The 16,516-nt window shown below is 74.1% G+C and carries 13 protein-coding genes; 10 read left to right on the top strand and 3 right to left on the bottom strand.

Translation table 11 applies throughout. From position 1 onward, the window contains the following. Positions 1 to 2 precede the first annotated feature (2 nt). Together JMJ56_RS09845 and JMJ56_RS09840 are read right to left on the bottom strand one after the other, a co-directional pair. Entirely contained in the window at positions 3 to 956 is a 954-nt protein-coding gene (locus JMJ56_RS09845; RefSeq protein WP_202831461.1) for a cyclase family protein, read from the bottom strand. An 81-nt stretch (positions 957 to 1,037) separates the two neighbouring features. After that, positions 1,038 to 2,165 (bottom strand): patatin-like phospholipase family protein, encoded by a 1,128-nt coding sequence (locus JMJ56_RS09840; RefSeq protein WP_202831460.1) that lies wholly within the window; start codon positions 2,163 to 2,165, stop codon positions 1,038 to 1,040. A gap of 116 nt (positions 2,166 to 2,281) precedes the next feature. On the opposite strand from JMJ56_RS09840, the gene gtdA reads away from it, so the two are divergent. From gtdA to JMJ56_RS09815, 5 genes are all read left to right on the top strand, one after another. After that, positions 2,282 to 3,343: a gentisate 1,2-dioxygenase gene (gtdA, locus tag JMJ56_RS09835; protein WP_202831459.1), complete on the top strand. Its 1,062-nt coding sequence runs from the start codon at positions 2,282 to 2,284 to the stop codon at positions 3,341 to 3,343. A 62-nt stretch (positions 3,344 to 3,405) separates the two neighbouring features. Further along, complete coding sequence (locus tag JMJ56_RS09830; protein ID WP_202831458.1) at positions 3,406 to 3,780, top strand: hypothetical protein; 375 nt, start codon at positions 3,406 to 3,408, stop codon at positions 3,778 to 3,780. A gap of 66 nt (positions 3,781 to 3,846) precedes the next feature. Beyond that, positions 3,847 to 5,154: a hypothetical protein gene (locus JMJ56_RS09825; RefSeq protein ID WP_202831457.1), complete on the top strand. Its 1,308-nt coding sequence runs from the start codon at positions 3,847 to 3,849 to the stop codon at positions 5,152 to 5,154. Continuing rightward, complete coding sequence (locus JMJ56_RS09820) at positions 5,151 to 5,681, top strand: hypothetical protein (protein WP_202831456.1); 531 nt, start codon at positions 5,151 to 5,153, stop codon at positions 5,679 to 5,681. The genes JMJ56_RS09825 and JMJ56_RS09820 overlap by 4 nt, the downstream gene beginning before the upstream one ends. Beyond that, positions 5,678 to 6,634, top strand: coding sequence for a peptidoglycan-binding domain-containing protein (locus JMJ56_RS09815; RefSeq protein WP_202831455.1), 957 nt, complete (start codon positions 5,678 to 5,680; stop codon positions 6,632 to 6,634). The genes JMJ56_RS09820 and JMJ56_RS09815 overlap by 4 nt, the downstream gene beginning before the upstream one ends. A gap of 7 nt (positions 6,635 to 6,641) precedes the next feature. On the opposite strand, the gene JMJ56_RS09810 is transcribed toward JMJ56_RS09815, so the two are convergent. Then, the gene (locus tag JMJ56_RS09810; protein ID WP_456318785.1) at positions 6,642 to 7,658 is read right to left on the bottom strand and encodes an NAD(P)/FAD-dependent oxidoreductase; all 1,017 of its coding nucleotides are present in this window, start codon (positions 7,656 to 7,658) and stop codon (positions 6,642 to 6,644) included. A gap of 59 nt (positions 7,659 to 7,717) precedes the next feature. Here JMJ56_RS09810 and tsaE point away from each other — a divergent pair, with 59 nt between their 5' ends. From tsaE to addA, 5 genes are read left to right on the top strand one after another with little or no spacing between them, the layout of a single operon-like run. Next, positions 7,718 to 8,176, top strand: a complete 459-nt coding sequence (gene tsaE / locus JMJ56_RS09805; RefSeq protein WP_202831453.1) for a tRNA (adenosine(37)-N6)-threonylcarbamoyltransferase complex ATPase subunit type 1 TsaE — start codon at positions 7,718 to 7,720, stop codon at positions 8,174 to 8,176. Then, on the top strand, positions 8,173 to 9,153 hold the full coding sequence (locus JMJ56_RS09800) for an aminoglycoside phosphotransferase family protein (RefSeq protein WP_202831452.1): 981 nt from the start codon (positions 8,173 to 8,175) through the stop codon (positions 9,151 to 9,153). The genes tsaE and JMJ56_RS09800 overlap by 4 nt, the downstream gene beginning before the upstream one ends. After that, the gene (locus tag JMJ56_RS09795) at positions 9,150 to 9,878 is read left to right on the top strand and encodes a nucleotidyltransferase family protein (protein WP_328702338.1); all 729 of its coding nucleotides are present in this window, start codon (positions 9,150 to 9,152) and stop codon (positions 9,876 to 9,878) included. Before JMJ56_RS09800 ends, JMJ56_RS09795 begins: the two co-directional genes overlap by 4 nt. A gap of 26 nt (positions 9,879 to 9,904) precedes the next feature. Next, positions 9,905 to 12,988, top strand: a complete 3,084-nt coding sequence (addB, locus tag JMJ56_RS09790; protein WP_202831451.1) for a double-strand break repair protein AddB — start codon at positions 9,905 to 9,907, stop codon at positions 12,986 to 12,988. Continuing rightward, complete coding sequence (addA, locus tag JMJ56_RS09785; RefSeq protein ID WP_202831450.1) at positions 12,985 to 16,503, top strand: double-strand break repair helicase AddA; 3,519 nt, start codon at positions 12,985 to 12,987, stop codon at positions 16,501 to 16,503. Before addB ends, addA begins: the two co-directional genes overlap by 4 nt. The last annotated feature ends 13 nt before the right edge of the window (positions 16,504 to 16,516 follow it).

Genomic DNA, 16,516 nt, shown 5'->3' with positions numbered 1-16,516 from the left:
CCTCAGCGGATGGCGATCGGGTTGATGATCGCCTGCACCGCCCCGCGCAGCAGCGGCTGGCCGAGCACGAACAGGAATTCCTTCGCCCCGTCCCGCGCCAGCGCCCGCGTGTCCATCACCTCGAGGATGTGGATGCCGTTCTTCGCAAGCAGCGTCTGGTGCCCTTCCCAGACCCGGTTCGGGTTCTTGAAGGGCACCGCCTCCACCCCCCAGGTATCCGCCCCCACCGCAACGACGCCGAGTGAGGCGAGGTACTCCGCCGCGCCGTTGTCGATCCCCGGCTCGCCCTTGCCGAACCGCGCCGGGTCCCGCTCCAGCAGCTCCACCCAGCCGGTATGGATGAGGATGACATCGCCTTGCCGAACCTCGACGCCCTGGTCGCGCATCGCCGCGCGCAGGTCGTCGGCGGTGACGATCTCGCCCTCCTCCAGCATCGGCTTGCCGCGTGCCTTCGTCATGTCGACCAGCACGCCGCGCGTCACCATCGGCGGGATGCCTTCGATGCCGAGCCGCGTCACCCCGGTCGTGCGCATGAAGTCGCGTGCGTGGTTGCCGTTGTAGAAGACGTTGTCGATGCCGAGATGGGCGAAGCTGTCGATCTGGCTGCCGACGCCGAGCCAGCCGGTGAACATGTCGTCCGCATAGGACATGCGGTTCTCCGACGGCACCGTCGCTCCCTCGAACTGGTCCGGCATCATCACCGTGACGGCCGCGCTGCGCGGCGGGAAGGCCGGCGTCTCCCGCCCCACCGGCACGCCGAGCCGGTAGACCTGCCCGCGCTGCACCAGCCGCGCCGCCTCCAGCACCTTCTGCGGCGTCAGCAGGTTCATCGCGCCGATCTGGTCATCCGCCCCGTAGCGCGAGGGATACCAGTTGCCCGCCGACTGCTGCCCGGAGGCCGCGAGCGGCGCCAGCATCGCCGCCGCCAGGACCGCCTTGCCGAATTGTTTCAGCATTGTTTCCTCCCGTAACACAACCCTTCGGGAGGATAGCGGGAGCGACGCCCCCGCCAGCGGTCACGCTGGCGCGATCATGTCCTATTCACTCTCGCGGTGTAGGTCGTGCGTCACGATTCCCGGCACTTCCGACGGCAGTTCCAGCCAGTCGCGCCGCTGCAGCGTCCGCACCGTGTCCTCGTAGCCGCTCGCCCAATGCTCGCGCATCGTGTCCGGGCCGAACTCGTAGTCCTTCGACTGCCCCTCATAGGCCCGCGCCTGATAGACCATCTGCAGGATCGCCAGCCGCGGCAGCTGCGCCAGGCTCTCGCGCAGCCGGCGCTCCTCCTCGCTCAGCGCCTCCTCCGGCACCTTGGCGAGGATCTGCCGCAACCGCACTTGCCACTCGCGCCGGGTGCGGAAGGCATCCGTGTTCATCCGCGTCCGCGAGGAGTAGCGGATGTCTTTCTCCCGCCCCAGCACCTCCTCCATGTCGCGCGGCAGCGCGCCGCGCGCCGGGAACAGGTCGACCTGGAAGACCAGCGCATCCCGGCTGTCGATCTCGTCTTCCAGCAGGTATTGCAGCGGCGTGTTGGAGACGAGCCCGCCATCCCAGTAGTAGGCGCCATCCACCTTCACCATCGGCAGCCCCGGCGGCAGCGCGCCCGAGGCCATGACATGCTCCGGCGCTAGGTGCTGCTGCGCGCTGTCGAAATAGCGGAAATTCCCCGTCGCCACGTTGACTGCGCCGACCGCCAGCCGCGGATGCCCGCCCGGCGCCGCCAGCAATTCCCAGTTGACCAGATCCGCCAGCGTCTGCCGCAGCGGCGCCGTGTCGTAGAAGGCCGTCGCCCCGCTCCCCCCGCGTGGCGCGAACCAGGGATTGACGCTGTTCGGCGCAAAGAAGCCCGGGGTCCCGAACAGCAGCGTCTCGAAGGCGCTCGTCCCGTTCCGCGCCCGGCGCAGCATGTCGCCATCCGGCGCGAAGGGCCAGACCGGCCGTTCCGTCACCCGCTGCCAGAAGGCGCGCAGCCGCTCCAGCCGGTCCTCCCGGCGGTTCCCCGCGATGATCGCCGCGTTGATCGCCCCGATCGAGACGCCGGCCAGCCAATCCGGCTCCAGCCCTGCTTCATGCAGCGCCTGGTAGACCCCGGCCTGGTAGGAGCCGAGCGCACCGCCGCCCTGCAATACCAGGGCGATGCGGCCGAAGGGGCAGGCGATGGGCTCCATGGTCGTCTCCTTGCGCCAAGCGGCAGCGGTTGCTGCACCGGAAGCGGGTGCGACGCAACACCCTCCCGCATCACACCCCGCTGGCCTATCGTCACCGGCCCAGGGAGGACCAGAGCATGGACGGCACCGCCGCACCCCGCCCCAACGACCAGCAGGCACAACTCGAAGCCCTCTACGCCGAGATGCGCCCGCAAAGCCTCTATCCGCTCTGGGAGGTCCTCTCCGCGCTCGTCACCCCTACCCCCCGCTCCGCCGCCAAGCCGCACCACTGGCCCTACGCCCCGGCGCGGGACTACCTGCTCCGCGCCGGCGACCTCATCAGCGCCGAGCAGGCCGAGCGCCGCGTCCTCATCCTGGAGAATCCCGGCCTCCCCGGCACCTCCGCCATCGTGCCGAGCCTCTATGCCGGCCTGCAACTGATCCTCCCCGGCGAGGTCGCCCCCTGCCACCGCCACGCCCAGTGCGCGCTGCGCTTCGTCATGGAAGGCGACGGCGCCTTCACCGCGGTGGATGGCGAGCGCGCGGTGATGCGCCCCTTCGACCTCGTCCTGACCCCGAACTGGCAGTGGCACGACCACGGCAATGCCAGCGACAGCCCGATGATCTGGCTCGACGGCCTCGATATCCCGACCGTCCGCTTCTACGAGGCGAGCTTCGCCGAACGCCTCCCCGAGGCCAGCCACCCCGAGACCGTCCCCCCCGGCGACAGCGCCCGCCGCTACGGCCGCAACCTCCGCCCGCTGCGCGGCACTGCGGCCGACCGCCGCCCCGCCCGCCAGCCGCTCTTCCACTACCCCTACGCGGAATGGCGCGAGAGCCTCCTCGCCCTCGCCGCCGCGGAGGCGCCCGACCCGCATCTCGGCCACGCCCTGGAATTCGTGAACCCGGCCGATGGCGGACCGGTCATGCCGACCATCGCCGCCCATGTCCGCCACCTTCCTGCCGGCTTCGAGACGCGGCCCCGCCGCAGCACCGACGGCACGGTCATGGTCGTTGTCGAAGGCCGTGGCACCGCCCGCATCGAGGGCGCGGAACACCCGCTGGCCGAGCGCGACCTCCTCGTCATCCCCTCCTGGCACGCGCTCGAACTCCGCGCCGGGACGCCGCTCACCCTCTTCGCCTATTCCGACCGCGCCGCGCAGGAGAAGCTCGGGCTGTGGCGGGAGGAACGGCTTTAGCCACCCCGAACTTGAACCATCCCCAGGCGTTTCGATCCCAACCACGGATCAGGACCCTCGTGATGCCAAGCCACACCCAGGACCGCCCCGACAAGACCCGCGACGCCAATGTCGAGGCCGCCGTCGAGGACACCTTCCCCGCCAGCGACCCGGTCGGCCACACCGCCGAGCACGGTTCCCGCGCCGTCCCGGCCGAGGACATGATGCCTAGCCGCGTCTCCTCCCAGGCTGCCGGCCTCGCCAGCTTCACCGTCCCCTTCCCGAGCCAGGAGAGCGCCAAGCTCGCCCTTGAGACCCTGGTGCGCGAGGGCCCGGTCGATCGCCGCTGCGCCGAGATCACCCATGAAGGCGGCCAGACCACGCTGCGCGTCTCCGCCCCGGAGGCGGATGTCGCCCGGCTGAAGTCGATGCTGGAGAACAGCCCCTCCGCTACCTAGGAAAATAAGCTTTACAGCACCGTTCGTTGCTAATACGTTCCCTCCTGCACCCTGCAGGAGGGAACGATGCCCCAACCCCCCGACGCCGCCTTCTTCTCCGAGGCCGCCACCCAGGCTCCGCCGGCCGCCTGGTCCGTCGCCCTCGTCATCGCCGCCCTGGCCCTCTTCATCACCGGCATGGCCTGGCTGCTCTCGGCCCTGGCCCGCCGCCTCCAGGTCGCGGCACAACAGGCCGGCCCCACCGCCTTCGCCCGGCTGACAGAGCTGCCCTGCGGGGTGCCCGATGGCACCATCCGCGCGCTGATCTCCTGCTTCATCATCATCTTCGGCTTCCTGCTGATCGGGTTGCAGAAGCCGCTCGGCCTCGCCAGCGCCGAGGCGCTCACCGGCTTCATCGGCGCCGTCATCAGCTTCTACTTCGCCACCCGGCAGACCGAGCAGGCCCGCGCCGCCACGCCCGCCGCCGACCACACCCCCGCGAGCACGGCCCTCGCCACCGCCCGCAGCGTGCTCGATGCCGCCGCCGCTGCCGCGCAGCTGGCCCCCGGCAGCGAGGCCGCCCAGCGCGCCGCCGCCACGGCGAGCGCCGCCCGCACCACGATCGACGCCGCAGCGGAGGCCCTGCGCGCCCCCACCCCCGCCAGCATCGCCGTCGCCACCGGCGCCGCCGAGGCGACCATCAGCGCCGCCCTCGGCCCCGCCAACCCGGCCACCGCCCTGATCGCCGACACGCTCGGTGCGCTCCGCGCCAGCCCGGCCCTGCTCGGCCTCGGCGGCCCCGCCGGCCTCGTCGCCGCCATCGGCCTCGGCGCCCTCCAGGCCATCGGCCAGGGCGGGGAGCATTTCGAGCGCTGGAAGGCGCGCATCCTCGACCGCCCCTATACCGCCAACCTCTTCCCCCCCGGCCCGGTCGACGGCGCCGTCGCCCTCTCGGCACTCGAAGCCTCGCCGATCTTCGCCCGGGCCTTCCTCACGCCCGGCCTCGCCCCGACCGAGCGCTTCGCTACCGCCACTCGCCTCGCCACCCTCGCCCGGGGCGAAACCGAGCCCGCCCGCCTCGCCCTCGACACGCCAGGCCGCTTCGCCAGCGCCGACGAATTCGCGGCCGGCCTCCAGGAATTCCGCGGCCGGCTGCTCGACGGCACGATCGACGCCGTGGACGGCCGCCCCATCGACCTTGCCCCCGCCGGCCTCGCCACCCCGCCCCTCCCGCAGGAGGCGCTGCGCGAGGCGCTTGCCGCCCTCCGCCAGGATCCCGCCGGCAGCGACCTCGACCGCCTGGTCCTGCTGCTGACCAACATGGCCGCCAGCCCCGACCTCACCCGCGCCCAGGCCGCCGACCTGCTCCGCCGCCAGCTCGCGGCGGCCGCATGAGGCCCGCCCTCACCCTTCTCCTTCTCCTCGCCGCCTGCGCCACGCAGCGCCTCGCGGCCGACAAGGACCTGCTGGCGCAGGGCGATGTCATGCGCCTCGCCACCCAGCCCGCGCCCTGCGCCGATGCCCGGCCGGAATGCCGCCAAACCCAGGAGATCCGCGCCGAGGCTTGCCGCCGCAGCGGCGACCTGCCCTGCGCCATCGCCGCCTGGCAGGCCGCCCTCGGCCCCGGCAGCCCGCGCCGCATCCCGCTGAACCTCGCCGCCGCCGCCCAGGACGCCATCGGCACCGGCACCGGCGACCCCGCACGCAACGCGGCGGCGGAGCTGCTCGCCGCCGACGCCCTCCGCGCCACCGATCCCGCCGACCCGGCAGGCTGCGCCCACGCCGCCTCCGCCCGCCTCACCTTCGCCCTGCTCGCCCCACCCGGCCCCGCCCGCTGCACCCTGCTCGCCCCCCTCCCCGCCGCCTGCCGCCCCGTCCGCCCGCGCCCCCTCGCCGCCGCCCTGCACCGGAGCTGCCCATGACCCCCCGCACCCTCCGCCTCACCCAGCCGATGATGCGCGGCGAGGACGTGCTCCAGCTCCAGCGCCGCCTGCAATCCGGCGGCTGGCCCCCGCCCGTCCCCGGCCTGGTCCGCAGCGCCGACGGCCTCTTCGGTCCGGCGACGGCCGCCGCCGTCGCCGCCCTCCAGGCGCTGCTCGGCCTCCTCCCCGACGGCACGGTGGACGCCACCCTCTGGTCCCGCTTGATGCTTGGCACCCCGCCGCCCGCGGACCCGCTCTCGCCCGAGGCGCTGGCCGCCCTCGCCCTGCCGCATGCCCGCTTCGGCGGCGGCACCCGCTGGTCGCTGACCAGCTCTGGGATTGTCCTGGAGAGCGGCGACCTGCCCGCGACCGCCGCGCAGGAGGCGATGATCCGCCGCATCCTCGCGGCCTTCGCCGCCCCGCTCGCGGCCGAGTCTCTCCGCCACCGCCTGCCGGTGGAGCTGCTCGCCGCCTGCATCGCCACCGAATCCGGCGGCGACCCGCTCGCCGAGCGCCACGAGCCCGGCTTCCGCAGCTATGAGGCGACGCCCCACCGCGTCTCCATCGGCTGCATGCAGACCCTGGTCTCGACGGCGGCAGCCGTCCTCCGCCGTCCCGTCGCCCCCGAGGAGCTGCGTCGCCCCGAGATCAGCATCGCCGCCGGTGCCGCCTTCATCGCGGAAGCCGCCCCCCGCACCCTGCTCGACCCGCCGGTCGTCGCCTGCGCCTACAATGCCGGCTCGGTCCGCCACGACCCCTCGCCCGGCAACCGCTGGCGCATGCTGCAATACCCGGCCGGGACCGGCGCCCATGCCGACCGCTTCTGCGGCTTCTTCAACGCGGCCGTCCGCCTGCTCCGCCGCGAGCCCGCCTTATCCGCTCAATTCCTAAAATTTCCGCCTCAACCCGTTGATTCGGCAGGGGAGGACCCCTCGCGCCCTCAAGCGGCTTGAAGCCGCTTCAAGCGGATTGAACCCCCTTGGTGGTGCTGTACTCGAAATGCAGCGCCTCCCCGGGGAAGACCCGCGGATGGATCGCATGCGCCGCCATCGCCGCCTCGGAGAAGCCTTGCAGGATCAGCTTCAGCTTCCCCGGATAGGTGGCGATGTCGCCGATCGCATGCACGCCCGGCAGGCTGGTCATGCAGGTCGCGGGCTCGACGGACACGTGGCTGTGGGAGAGCCCCAGCCCCCATTCCGCGATCGGCCCCAGCTCCATCGACAGGCCGAAGAAGGCCAGCAGATGATCCGCCGGCACCACCTTCTCCTCGCCCTTCAAGGTCGCCAGCACGACACCCGACAACCGCCCCCCATCCCCCTGGAGCCCGTGCAGCTGGTAGGGGATGGCCATCTCCACCTCGCCCTTCGCCGCCGCCTCCTCGAGCCTGGCTGCGCTCTCCGGCGCCGCCCGGAACTTCGCCCGGCGATGCACGACCACCACCCGCTCGGCGACGTCCTTCAGCGACAGCGCCCAGTCCACCGCCGAATCGCCCCCGCCCGCGATGACGACGCGCTTGCCGCGGAATTCCTCGCGCCGCGCCACCGCATAGCGCACCGCGCCCGAGGCCTCGTAGCCGGCGAGCCCTTCCAGCGGCGGCCGGTTCGGCCCGAAGGCCCCGGCCCCGGCCGCGATCACCACCGCCTTCGCCCTGACCTCGTCCCCCGCGCTGGTGCCGAGGAGATAGGTTTCCCCCTCCCGCGCCAGCCGCTCCACCCGCCGCCCGAGCAGATAGGCCGGCCGGAAGGGTGCCGCCTGCGCCTCCAGCTGATGGATCAGCGCCGCCCCCTCGATCGCCGGATGCGCCGGGATGTCGTAGATCGGTTTCTCCGGGTAGAGCGCCACGCATTGCCCGCCGATCGAATCCAGCGCGTCGATCACGACGCTCCGCATCCGCAGCATGCCGCACTGGAAGACGGCGAAGAGCCCGACCGGGCCCGCGCCGATGACCGCCACATCCGTCTCGATCGCCGCCATCACCATGACCTTCGAAGAGGCCCGGGGTATTAGGGCCGAAGCCGCGCTATACCAACCCCTCGATGCCCCCTTTGACCCTCCCGTTGCCCGACGCCGAGGCCACCGCACGCCTCGCTGGCCTGCTCGCCCCGCGCGCCCGGCCGGGCGATGCCATCCTGCTCGACGGCCCGCTTGGCGCCGGCAAGAGCGCCTTCGCCCGCGCCTTCCTCCGGGCGCTCGCCGGCGACCCGGCGCTGGAGGTGCCCTCGCCCAGCTTCACCCTGGTGCAGACCTACGACCTCCCCGGTGGGCTGGAGGCGCATCACTTCGACCTCTACCGGCTCGACGGCCCCACGGACCTCCGCGAGCTGGGTTGGGAGGAGGCCCGGCGCGGCCTCGTCCTGATCGAATGGCCGGACCGCCTCGGCCCGCTGGCGCCGGAGGGGGCGTTGCATCTCCGCCTCGCCCACGGCGATACCGAGACTTCCCGCATCGCCACACTGGACGGCTGGCCCGGCCGGCTGCATGGGCTGCCCGGATGAGATTCCCCGAACCCTTCCTCGCGGCCCATGGCTATGCGGCGGCCGCGCGCCAGCCGCTGGCCGGCGATGCCGACCTGCGCCGCTACGCCCGCCTCACCGGCGGCCCCCGCCCCGCCCTGCTGATGGACGCCCCGCCGCCGCAGGATGTCCGCCCCTTCCACGCCCTCTCCCGACACCTGCTCTCGGCCTGCTTCTCCGTCCCAGAGGTGATCGCCGCCGACGAGGCCGCCGGCTTCCTCCTGGTCGAGGATTTCGGCGACGCCACCCACGCCGCGCTTCTCGATGCCGGTGCCGACCCGCTCCCCCTCTACCGCGAGGCGGCGGAGACGCTCGCCGCCCTGCACGCCGCCCCGCCGCCCCCCGGCCTCCCCGCCTGGGATGCCGAGGCGATGACGCGCGCGACGGCCGCAACCTTCCTCGACTGGTGGTGGCCCGCCGCCTTCGGCGCCCCGCCCGGCGAGGCCGTCCGCACCGAACTCGCCGCGGCGCTGGCCGAGATGCTCGCCCCGCTCGCCGGCGCCCGCGGCTTCGTCCACCGCGACTACTTTCCCGCCAACCTCATGCGCATTGGGGACCGCGAGGGCATCCGCCGCACCGGCATCCTCGACTTCCAGGACGCCGCCATCGGCCACCCCGCTTACGACATCGTCTCGCTCGTGGAGGATGCTCGCCGCGACGTGACGCCCGAGGTCCGCCGCGCCACCCTCGCCGCCTATCTCGCGGCCCGCCCCGGCCTCGACCGCGGCGCCTTCCTCGGCGCCATGGCGGCCTGCGGCGCGCAGCGGCATCTCCGCGTCGCCGCGCTCTGGGTCCGTCTGGCGAGGCGCGACAACAAGCCCGGCTATCTGATACATGGCCCCCGCTGCTGGGCGCTGCTCGACCGCGCGCTCTCCCAGCCGGCCTGCGCCCCGCTCCGCCGCTTCCTCGACGCCCATGTGCCGCATGAGATGCGCCGCAACCCACCGGAGGCCGCGTGATCACCCTCACCCATGGCATGGTCCTCGCCGCCGGCCTCGGCCTGCGGATGCGGCCGCTGACCGAGACCACCGCCAAGCCGCTGCTGATGCTGCAGGACCGCAGCCTGCTCGACCGCGCGCTCGACCGGCTTGAGCAGGCCGGCATCGGGCAGGCCGTGGTCAACGCCCACTGGCATGCCGACCAGGTCGCCGAGGCCGTCGCCCGCCGCGAGACGCCCCGCATCGCCCTGCAACGCGAGGAGGAGCTGCTGGAGACCGGCGGCGGCGTCACCCGCGCCCTGCCGCTGCTCGGCCCCGGCCCCTTCGCTGTGCTGAACGGCGACAGCGTCATCCTCGACGGCCCGAGCCCGACCCTGGCCCGCATGGCCGCCAGCTTCGACCCGGCGGCGATGGACGGGCTGCTGCTCGTCGTCCGCACCGCGCAGGTGGATGGCGAGGTCGGCCGCGGCGACTTCCACCTCGACCCGCTGGGCCGCATCCGCCGCCCGCGCGAGCTGGAACTCGCCCCCTACATCTTCTCCGGCGTCCAGATCCTCGCGCCCTCGCTCTTCGATGGCGCCCCCGCCGGCCGCTTCAGCCTCAACCGCCTCTACGACCGCGCCATCGAGGCCGGCCGGCTCTATGCGCTGGTGCATGACGGCATCTGGTTCCACCTCTCGACGCCCGAGGATTTGGAGCGCGCCGAGGCCTCCCTCGCCTCCGGGTTGGTGAAGGCGCTGTTCTAGCGCCGTTCTGCTGATATCCTCGCCCGGTGACCGTCTTCCACATCCCGACGCATCTGCCCTTCCTCGACTGCCTCGCGGCCGGGGTGCTGCACGCCATGCCCGGCGACGCGCCGGAGCGGCTGTCGCGCGTCACCATCCTGCTGCCGACGCGCCGCTCCGCCCGCGCGCTCCGCACCGCCTTCCTGCGCGCCGCCGATGGCCAGGCGCTGCTGCTGCCGCGGATGCGAGCGCTTGCCGGCCTCTCCACCGAGGATGCCGACGAGCTGGCGCTGCCCGCCCTGCTCGACCTGCCGCCCGCGGTCGACCCGCTGCGCCGCCAGGCGGTGCTGACCGGCTTCATCCAGCGCCTGGAGCGGAAGCACGGCGGCCCGGCGACGCCCGACCAGGCCTGGGCGCTGGCAGGCGCCCTGGGCACGCTGCTCGACGAGATCGCCCTGGAAGAGCGCGACCTCGACCTGCTCGCCGAGACCCCGCCGATCGCTCTCGCCGAGCAATGGCTGGAGCGACTCGAGTCGCTGGTGCCGGAGACGCATGCCGCGCACTGGCAGATCACCCTCGCCTTCCTCCGCGGCGTCATGGCGCAGTGGCAGCACTGGCTGGAGGGCGAGGGCTTGCTCGATATCGGCATGCGCCGCGCCCAGGCGCTGCGCGCCCAGACCTTCGCCTGGCAGCAGGACCCGCCGCGGGACCCGGTGATCGCCGCCGGCATCGGCGTCGGCGGCACCATCCCGGCGGCCGAGGCGCTGCTGCGCGTCATCGCCCATGACCTGCCCCGGGGCGCCGTCGTCCTGCACGGCATCGACGCCGCCTCGGCCGAGCCCCGCGTCTGGGACGCCATCCCCGATTCGCCGACGCATCCGTATTGCGGCCAGCGCCGGCTGCTGGCGGCGCTGAAGCTCGGCGCCGACCAGGTCGAACGCTGGCCCGGCTGCCCGGCGGCGGAGGCCGAGCGCGCCGCGCCGCAGCGCCGCCCCGATCTGCTCGGGATGGCGCTCCGCCCTGCTGCCGGCCTGCCCGCCTGGCAATCCTGCCGCCCGGAGGAATGGCGCCCGGCCCTCGACGGCCTCACCCTGTTGACCGCACCCGACGCCCAGGCCGAGGCCGCCGCCATCGCCCTGACCCTCCGCGAGGCGCTGGAAGACCCGGCCGCCCGCGTCGCGCTCGTCACGCCTGACCGCGACCTCGCCCGCCGCGTCTCGGCGGAGCTGGCCCGCCACGGCGTCACCGCCGACGACTCGGCCGGCGAGCCGCTGGGCGAGACGCCGACCGGCAGCTTCCTCCGCCTCCTTGCCCGCATGGCCGCCGCCGAGCTGGCGCCGGTGCCGCTGCTCTCCGTCCTCAAGCACCCGCTCTGCGCCGGCGGCTGGCCGCGCGAGCGCTGGGTTTCGGCCGTCCGCCGCCTGGAGCGCGCGGCGTTGCGCGGCCCCCGTCCGGCGCCGGGGATCGCCGGGCTGCGCGCCGCCGCCCGCGCCGGCCTCGCCCGCGAGAGCGAGGCCGAGGCGCTGGCCGAGATCACCGTCCTGCTCGACGCGCTGGAGGCGGCGCTCGGCGGCTTTGCCGGCCTTGCCTCGGCGGCCCGCCCGCCGGCCGACCTGCTCGCCGATCACCTCGCCGCCGCCGAGGCGCTGGCGACGACGCCGGGCCTGCCGGGCGGCCTCCGCCTCTATGCCGGGGAGGAGGGCGAGGCGCTGGCCTCCCACCTCGCCGCCCTGACGCCCGCCATGGCGCTGCTGCCGCCGCTCGCCGCCGAGGCTTGGCCCTCGCTCTTCGACGCCGCCATGGATGGCGCGGCCGCACCGAGCCTCCGCGGCAGCCGCGGGCGGGATGGCGGGCCGCATCCGCGCGTCGAGATCCTCGGCCTGCTGGAAGCGCGGCTGCTGACCTTCGACCGCGTCGTGCTCGGCGCGCTCGACGAGACGGTCTGGCCGCTGGCGACCGATCCCGGCCCTTGGATGAGCCGGCCGATGCGGCGCGAATTCGGCCTGCCGGAGCCCGAGGCGCGCATCGGCCGCGTCTGCGCGGACTTCCTGCTGACCGCCTGCTCCGCCCCGGAGGCCGTGCTTTCCCGCGCCCAGCGCCGCGGCGGCGCGCCGACGCTGCCCGCGCGCTGGCTGACCCGGCTGGAGACCTTCCTCACCGGCCAGGAGGGGCTGCGCCTGCCGCCGAGCCCCGCCATCGCCTGGGCCGCCCGGCTGGACCGGGCCGAGCGCGCCATGCCCTGCCCCCGCCCCGCCCCGCGCCCGCGGCCGGAGCAGCGGCCGGTGCGGCTTTCGGTGACGCAGGTGGAGACGCTGATCGCCGACCCCTATGCCTTCTATGCCCGGCATGTCCTGCGGCTCTACCCGCTCGACCCGCTGGAGGCGGATGCGGGGGTGCTCGACTACGGCAACCTCGTCCATGCGGCGATGGCCGGCTTCGTCCGCCGCCTTTCCGGCCGGCCCTGGCCGGGCGAAGAGACGGCGCGGCGGTATTGGGAGGATGCGGCGCGGGACGCCCTCGGCGACGCCTCGCCACGCCCCGGCCTCGCCGCCTTCTGGGCGCCGCGCCTCGGCCGCATCGGCGAATTCGCGGTGCAGCAGGAGGCAGCCCTGCGCCAGGGCGCCGCGCCGATCCGCAGCGAGGTGGAGGTGCGGGGCGAGCTGCCGCTGCGCCTCGGCGGACGCGAGGTCAGGCTCACCGCCTATGCCGACCGCATCGACATCCTGCCGGGCGGCCTCCGCATCCTTGACTACAAGACCGGCGAGCCGCCGAGCGGCGAGGCGGTGCGGGACGGGCGGAAGCCGCAGCTGACGCTGGAGGCCGCCATCGCCGCGGCGGGCGGCTTCGAACGGGTGCCGCAGGAGGATGCTGAGGCGCTGCTCTACTGGCGCCTCTCCGGCGGGCCGAAGCCGGGCGAGGAGAAGGCTGCCGCGGAGGACAGGGTGCTCGTCCGCCACCTCGCCGATATGGCGCAGACGGCGCTGATCGGGCTGATCGGCGACTTCCTGCTCGGCGACCGGCCCTTCACTGCCCGGCCGCACCCGAAGCGGGCGCCGGCAGGCAGCGACTACGATCATCTCTCGCGCCTCGCCGAATGGGCCGGCGCCGAGGATTCACGGGGCGGCGCATGAGCGAGAACGCGCGCCTCCGCGCCGAGCAGCAGCAGCAGGCGGCCTCCGACCCGACGGTCTCGGCCTGGGTGGGCGCCTCGGCCGGCTCCGGCAAGACAAAGGTGCTGATCGACCGCGTGCTGCGGCTGCTGCTCGACCCGGACCAGGTGCCGGGCCGCATTCTCTGCCTCACCTTCACCCGCGCCGCAGCGGCCGAGATGCAGGAGCGCCTCCGCAAGCGGCTGGGCGCCTGGACGACCGAGGAGGAGCCGAAGCTTGCGGAGCAGATTCGTCGCCTGACCGGGCACGAGCCGGATGCGCGGCGGATCGAGCGGGCGCGGCGGCTGCTGATTGAGGTGCTGGAGATGCCGGGCGGGATGCGCATCTCGACCATTCACAGCTTCTGCCAGAGCCTGCTCCGCAGCTTCCCGCTCGAGGCCGACCTGCCGCCGCAATTCGCCGTTCTGGAAGAGCAGGACGCCGCCGCCATGCTGGCCGAGGCACGCGAATCGGTGCTCGCCAATGCGGGCGCGGTGGCGCAGGAGCTGGCGCTGCTGGCGGGCATCGCCTCGGCGGATACCTTCGCCGATGTCACGCGCGCGCTGCTGCAGGACACGGCGCGGGAGCGGCTGCTGCGCTGCCTCGATGGCTGCAACGGCATCACCGGACTCCGGCTGCGGCTGGCCGCGGCCCTCGGCGCGCCGGACAGCCTCGACGAGGCCGAGGTGATCGCCGCCGCCTGCACGGTGGAGGAAGCGCCGCTGCGCCTGGCGGCGAGCCTGCTCGGCGCGAGCAAGACCGAGAGCGACCGCAAACGCGCGACGCTGCTCGCCGAGTGGGTCGGCGCGGATGCCGAGGCCCGCGCCGCGCGCTTCGACGATTGGCACCGGTTCTTCATCACCGACAAGGGCACGGTCCGGGCCGGCACGGGTCTGGCCACCAAGGGTGTCGGCGCGCGCCAGGCGGAGGTGCTGTCAGCGCTCGTCGCCGAGGGCGAGCGGCTGCTGAAGGTCGCCGAGCAGCGCGCCGCCTGCCGCCTCGCCGCCGCGACGGGCGCGCTGCTGGCGCTGGCCGCACCGGTGCTCGACCGCAGCCGGGCGCGGCAGCGCCAGGCCGGGCTGCTCGGCTATGGCGACCTGATCGACCATGTGCGGCGCATCCTGCAGGACCCGGGCAGCGCCTGGGTGCTCTACAAGCTCGATGGCGGGCTCGACCACGTCCTGCTCGACGAGGCGCAGGACAGCAACCCGGCGCAATGGGGTATCGCCGCGGCGCTGACGGCGGAGTTCTTCGCAGGCGCCGGGGTGGAGCGCGGCCGGGCGCGCTCACTCTCCGCCGTGGCGGTGGAAGCGCCGGCGCCGCGCCGCACGGTCTTCGCGGTCGGTGACATCAAGCAGGCGATCTACGGCTTCCAGGGCGCCGATGCGGCGGGCTTCGCCACCTGGCAGCAGCATTACGGGCGGCAGGTCGCCGACGGCGGCGGCGAGTTCCGCCATGTGCAGCTCGACGTTTCTTTCCGCTCGACGGCACCGGTGCTGGCCCTCGTCGATGCCGTCTTCGCTGATGGGCCGGCGCGGCAGGGCGTCGTCGCCGATGGCCTGCCGCTGCGGCACCTGCCCGATCGCCAGGGCCATGCCGGATGCGTCGAGCTCTGGCCGCTGCTCCGCCCGGCCGAGACGCCCGCACCCGAGCCCTGGCAGGTGCCGCTGGAGCCGGAGCGCGTCGCCAGCGCCGACGCGTTGATGGCCGAGGCGCTGGCGGCGCGAATCGACCACATGATCCGCCACGAGCAGCTTCCGGCGCGCGGCCGCGGGGTGCGGGCGGGCGACGTGCTGGTGCTGCTGCGGAAGCAGGCCAATGTCGCCCTCGTGCCGCTGCTGGTCCGCGCCCTGAAGGCGCGGCAGGTGCCGGTCGCGGGCGTCACGCGGGTGAAGCTCGTCGAGCATATCGCAGTGATGGACCTGCTCGCCCTCTGCGACGTGCTGCTGCTGCCGGAGGACGACCTCCAGCTCGCCGCGCTGCTGAAGAGCCCGCTGATCGGCCTCTCCGAGGAGGGGCTGCTGGCGCTCGCGCATGGCCGCACGGGCTCGCTCTGGCGCGCGCTGATGGCACACCGAAACGAGGCGGCGGATGGCACCGCGGCGCGGGCGGCGGCCTGGCTGGCGCGGCTGGCGGACCGGGCCGATCTTGTCACCCCGCACGCGCTGCTGGCCGAGGTGCTGGGCGAGGCCTCCATGGATGGCACGCGCGGGCGGGCGCGGCTGCTGGCCCGCCTCGGCCCAGAGGCGGCCGATGTGCTGGACGAGCTGCTGAACGCGGCGCTGACCCATGAGCGGCGCCACCCGCCGAGCCTGCAGGGCTTCCTCCACTGGCTGCGCCAGGGCGGCGCCGAGGTGAAGCGGGAGGCCGAGACGGCAGGCGATGCGGTGCGGATCATGACCGTCCACAATGCCAAGGGGCTGCAGGCGCCGATCGTCATCCTCCCCGATGTCGGCAGCGGCACGGGCAGCGAGGCGATCCGCTGGCTGGTGGGGGACGGGATCACCCTGCCGCTCTGGGCGCCGAACAAGAGCTTCCACGCGCCCGCCTTCCTCGCGGCCAAGGCGGCCGACGAAGCCAGGCGGCAGGAGGAGGAAAACCGGCTGCTCTACGTCGCCCTGACCCGGGCCGAGGACCGGCTGGTGGTCTGTGGCTGGGGCAAGGAGCCGGGCGAGTGGTACCTGCATGTCGCGGCCGGCTTCCGGCGGATCGAGGGCGCGGCGGAGCATCGCTTCGACCATCTCGGCTTCGGCGCGCCCGCGGCCTGCGACTTCGGCGATTGCACCCACTGGCGGCTGGAGTGCGGGCAGCAGGAGGCGGCGGTGCCGGACAGTCTCCATTCCGCCGCCGCCGAGGCGGGGCCGCTGCCGGATTGGGCGACCCGCCCGGCGCCGGCCGAGGCGGTGGAGGCGGCGCTCAGCCCCTCAGCCCTGCCCGGCGAGCAGGAGACGCCGGCCGCCGCCCCGCATGGCGAGGCCGACCCCGGCGGGCGGCGCTTCCGCCGCGGGCGGGTGATGCATGCGCTGCTCCAGCACCTGCCGGAGCGGGACCCGGCCGAGCAGCGGGAGGCGGCGGCGCGCTTCCTCGCCCGGCCGGGCCATGGGCTGGACCCGGCCGAGCAGGCGGGGATGCTGGAGGAGGTGCTGGCCTTGCTCGCCGCGCCAGCGATCGCCGCGGCCTTCGGGCCAGGCAGCCTGGCCGAGGCGCCGATCGCCGGCCGGATCGGCGGGCAACTGGTGACCGGGCAGGTGGACCGGCTGGTGGTCGGGCCGGACCGCGTGCTGGTGCTCGACTACAAGACCAACCGCCCGCCTCCCGCCACGGCGGAGGCGGTGGCGCCGCTCTACCTGCGGCAGATGGCGGCCTACCGGGCGGTGCTGCGCCAGGCTTTCCACGGCCGGGTGGTGGACTGCGCCTTGGTCTGGACCTATGGCGCGCGGCTGATGCCATTGCCTGGTGAATTGTTGGACCAGCATATCCCTGCGCCGGCGGCATAGCGGGCCCGCGCGG

This window comes from Belnapia arida (assembly GCF_016773205.1).
GTDB classification, from domain to species: domain Bacteria; phylum Pseudomonadota; class Alphaproteobacteria; order Acetobacterales; family Acetobacteraceae; genus Belnapia; species Belnapia arida.
The sequence above is the reverse complement of the archived record's forward strand: the minus strand, read 5'-3'. Positions and strand labels throughout refer to the sequence as shown.

What these genes read in the sequence shown, in the direction of transcription:
- JMJ56_RS09845 (WP_202831461.1), bottom strand. Translation starts at nt 956, where the DNA reads ATGCTGAAACAATTCGGCAAGGCGGTCCTGGCGGCGGCGATGCTGGCG.
- JMJ56_RS09840 (WP_202831460.1), bottom strand. Translation starts at nt 2,165, where the DNA reads ATGGAGCCCATCGCCTGCCCCTTCGGCCGCATCGCCCTGGTATTGCAG.
- gtdA (WP_202831459.1), top strand. Translation starts at nt 2,282, where the DNA reads ATGGACGGCACCGCCGCACCCCGCCCCAACGACCAGCAGGCACAACTC.
- JMJ56_RS09830 (WP_202831458.1), top strand. Translation starts at nt 3,406, where the DNA reads ATGCCAAGCCACACCCAGGACCGCCCCGACAAGACCCGCGACGCCAAT.
- JMJ56_RS09825 (WP_202831457.1), top strand. Translation starts at nt 3,847, where the DNA reads ATGCCCCAACCCCCCGACGCCGCCTTCTTCTCCGAGGCCGCCACCCAG.
- JMJ56_RS09820 (WP_202831456.1), top strand. Translation starts at nt 5,151, where the DNA reads ATGAGGCCCGCCCTCACCCTTCTCCTTCTCCTCGCCGCCTGCGCCACG.
- JMJ56_RS09815 (WP_202831455.1), top strand. Translation starts at nt 5,678, where the DNA reads ATGACCCCCCGCACCCTCCGCCTCACCCAGCCGATGATGCGCGGCGAG.
- tsaE (WP_202831453.1), top strand. Translation starts at nt 7,718, where the DNA reads ATGCCCCCTTTGACCCTCCCGTTGCCCGACGCCGAGGCCACCGCACGC.
- JMJ56_RS09800 (WP_202831452.1), top strand. Translation starts at nt 8,173, where the DNA reads ATGAGATTCCCCGAACCCTTCCTCGCGGCCCATGGCTATGCGGCGGCC.
- addA (WP_202831450.1), top strand. Translation starts at nt 12,985, where the DNA reads ATGAGCGAGAACGCGCGCCTCCGCGCCGAGCAGCAGCAGCAGGCGGCC.